Origin of the sequence: Brevundimonas sp. (genome assembly GCF_044239655.1) — a bacterium.
Classification (GTDB): Bacteria; Pseudomonadota; Alphaproteobacteria; order Caulobacterales; family Caulobacteraceae; genus Brevundimonas.
The window spans coordinates 1-2,737 of sequence record NZ_JBIIAY010000217.1; the positions used below are offsets into that span (position 1 = coordinate 1).

Annotated in this window: 3 protein-coding genes; all 3 read right to left on the reverse strand. The window is 62.4% G+C overall.

Translation table 11 applies throughout. The features are described from left to right. Window positions 1–760, reverse strand: a 760-nt coding sequence (locus ACILQR_RS16515) for a LysR family transcriptional regulator (protein WP_395652449.1), incomplete at its 3' end; no start/stop codon positions are given. 69 nt (window positions 761–829) lie between these two features. Then, complete coding sequence (locus ACILQR_RS16520; protein WP_010462093.1) at window positions 830–2,359, reverse strand: tripartite tricarboxylate transporter permease; 1,530 nt, start codon at window positions 2,357–2,359, stop codon at window positions 830–832. Further along, on the reverse strand, window positions 2,356–2,737 hold a 382-nt coding region (locus tag ACILQR_RS16525; protein WP_395652450.1), incomplete at its 5' end, for a tripartite tricarboxylate transporter TctB family protein. The genes ACILQR_RS16520 and ACILQR_RS16525, both read right to left, overlap by 4 nt.

The following is a 2,737-nucleotide window of genomic DNA, read 5'->3' on the forward strand; positions in this document are numbered from 1 at the left end:
CCAGCATGTCGGTCTGCTGGATCAAGGACAGCAAGGTCATGATCGAGGTGGTCTCGACGATGCTGCTGGGGATGTCGACCCGCGCATTGTGGAATACCTGATTGATGATCGCGCGCATCGGACTCGGTTGCTGTTGCAGCACCCAGGTCATGTTCTGCAACTCGGCCCAGCTCAGGTTTTTCTCTTTCGCCAACGGGTTCTGCGCGCCGGAGATGACGCACAAGGCTTCTTCGCCGAGGCTGTCGAACAGCAACTCTTCGGCCCGTGCGCCCGCCGGAATCCGGCCCAATACGATATCCAGCTGGTCCTGCAACAGCGCCTGCACCAGCACGTCGCTGGTGTCGACCTGAATGCTCATCGACAAGCGTGGATGGCTTTGCTTCAAGGTCGCGATGGTGCGGGTCAACAGCCCCGAGGCCAGCGCCGGAATCGCACCGACCGCAACCCGGCCAAGGTTGCCGGATTCGAGCGCGACCAGTTCTTCACGCATGCCGCTCAGTTCAGCAAACACCATGCGCGCGTAGTAGATGACGGTTTCCCCGAACGGGGTCGAGCGCATGCCCCGGGGCAGACGCTCGAAGAGTTCGACGCCGAGCAAGTCCTCGGCTTCGTGCAACATCTTGGTGGCTGCCGGCTGGGTCATGCCGATGTGGTCGGCGGCGCGACGCAACGAGCCGAATTCCTGCAATGCCAGCATCAGCCGCAGTTGGCGCAGACGCAGTCGACTGTGGATCACATTGGCAGCAGGAATTCGGGTCATGGGCCGTGCTCGCAATTAGGACTGCGGCAAGCCTGACAACAAATGCCAGGCGTTGCCAGCATTGCCGTGTTACAGCACCGATTTAGGCTTGGCGACCTGGGGTTTGCGCAGCCCCGTCAGGGTGCCCAGCGCCTTGGAAATCAACGGCCAGAACAGCATCAGCAACGCCGCCGTGGTCAGGCAGCCCACTAACGGGTTGGACCAGAAAATCCCCACGTGGCCGTCGGAGAACAGCATCGACTGACGGAACGCATCTTCCGCCTTGTCGCCCAGTACCGCCGCCAGCACCAGCGGCGCAATCGGGTAACCGAGTTTCTTGAACAGATAACCCAGCGCGCCGAAGCCCAGCATCAACACCACGTCGACGAACGAGTTGTGCACCGAGTAGGCACCGATGGCACAGACCATGATGATGATCGGCGCAATGATCGAGAACGGAATGCGCAGGATCGAGGCGAACAGCGGCACCGTGGCCAGCACCACGATCAGGCTGACCACGTTCCCGAGGTACATGCTGGCGATCAGGCCCCAGACGAAATCGTGCTGCTCGACGAACAACGTCGGGCCAGGATGCAGGCCCCAGATCATCAACCCGCCGAGCATGACCGCCGCAGTGGCCGAGCCGGGAATGCCGAGGGTCAGCATGGGCAGCAGGGCGCTGGTGCCGGCGGCGTGGTCGGCGGTTTCCGGGGCGATCACGCCTTCGAGTTCACCCTTGCCGAAGTTCTCGCGGTTCTTCGAAAAGCGCCGCGCCAGGCTGTAGCTCATGAACGAGGCCGCCGTCGGGCCACCCGGTGTGATGCCCATCCAGCAACCGACCAGGGTGCTGCGCAGGATCGTCCACCAGTAACGCGGCAACTTGGCCCAGGTGCGCAGGATGACCATCGGCGTGATGCGCGCATGCTCGCCGCGAAACACCAGGCCTTCCTCGACGGTGCAGAGAATTTCGCCGATCCCGAACAAGCCGATCACGGCCACCTCGAAGCTGATGCCCGTCATCAACGCGGGCTGGTCGAAGGTCAGGCGCAGGTTGCCGGAGACAGTGTCCATGCCCACGGCGGCCATGGCGAAACCAATCATCATCGCCACCACGGTTTTCAGCGGCGGATTCTTGCTCATGCCGATGAAGGTGCAGAACGCCAACAGGTACACCGCGAAGAACTCCGGCGAACTGAAAGACATGGCGAATGCGGCAATCTTGGTCGACAGGAAGGTCAGCAGCAACACCCCGGCCAGCGCGCCGATCAGCGCCGAACTGAATGCGGCCGTCAACGCTTCGGCAGCGCGACCTTCGCGGGCCATCGGGTAACCGTCGAACGTGGTCGCCACCGATGAGGGCTCACCGGGGATGTTGAACAGAATCGAGGTGATCGAACCGCCGAACAGCGCGCCCCAATACATGCACGACAGCAAAATGATCGCCGACACCGGCGACATGGTGAAGGTCAGCGGCAGCAACAACGCCACGCCATTGGGGGCGCCGAGGCCGGGCAATACGCCGACCAGAATGCCCAGCAGCACGCCGATCACCATCAGGCCGATGTGGCCCGGGGTGAGGATCAGGTTCATGCCTTGCAGCAGGGAATCGAATTCGCTCATTTGAAACTTCTCCCGGCCAGTGCAATCCAGTCGCCCATCGGGCCGGCATCCAGCGGGACCTTGAACCACAACGCGAAAATCAGGTAGCTGGCCAGCACCGCGCCGAGGGACACGGTGCCGATCATCCATTTGCCGTAAGGCTTGGCGCGCACCTTGTCACGCCACATGAACCAGGCGATGAAGCAGGCCGAGGCCACATAAATGCCGGTGAACGGCATGGCGCCGACGAACAGCGCAATCGGGATGAACACCGACAGCACTTGCTTGAATGCACTGCGGCTGACGAATGCAATGCTCAGGGCGTGCCAGCGCACCACGGTCAACACGCCGTTGCCCACGCTCGCGGCGCTCAACAGCAGGCCGATGTAGAAGGGGAAG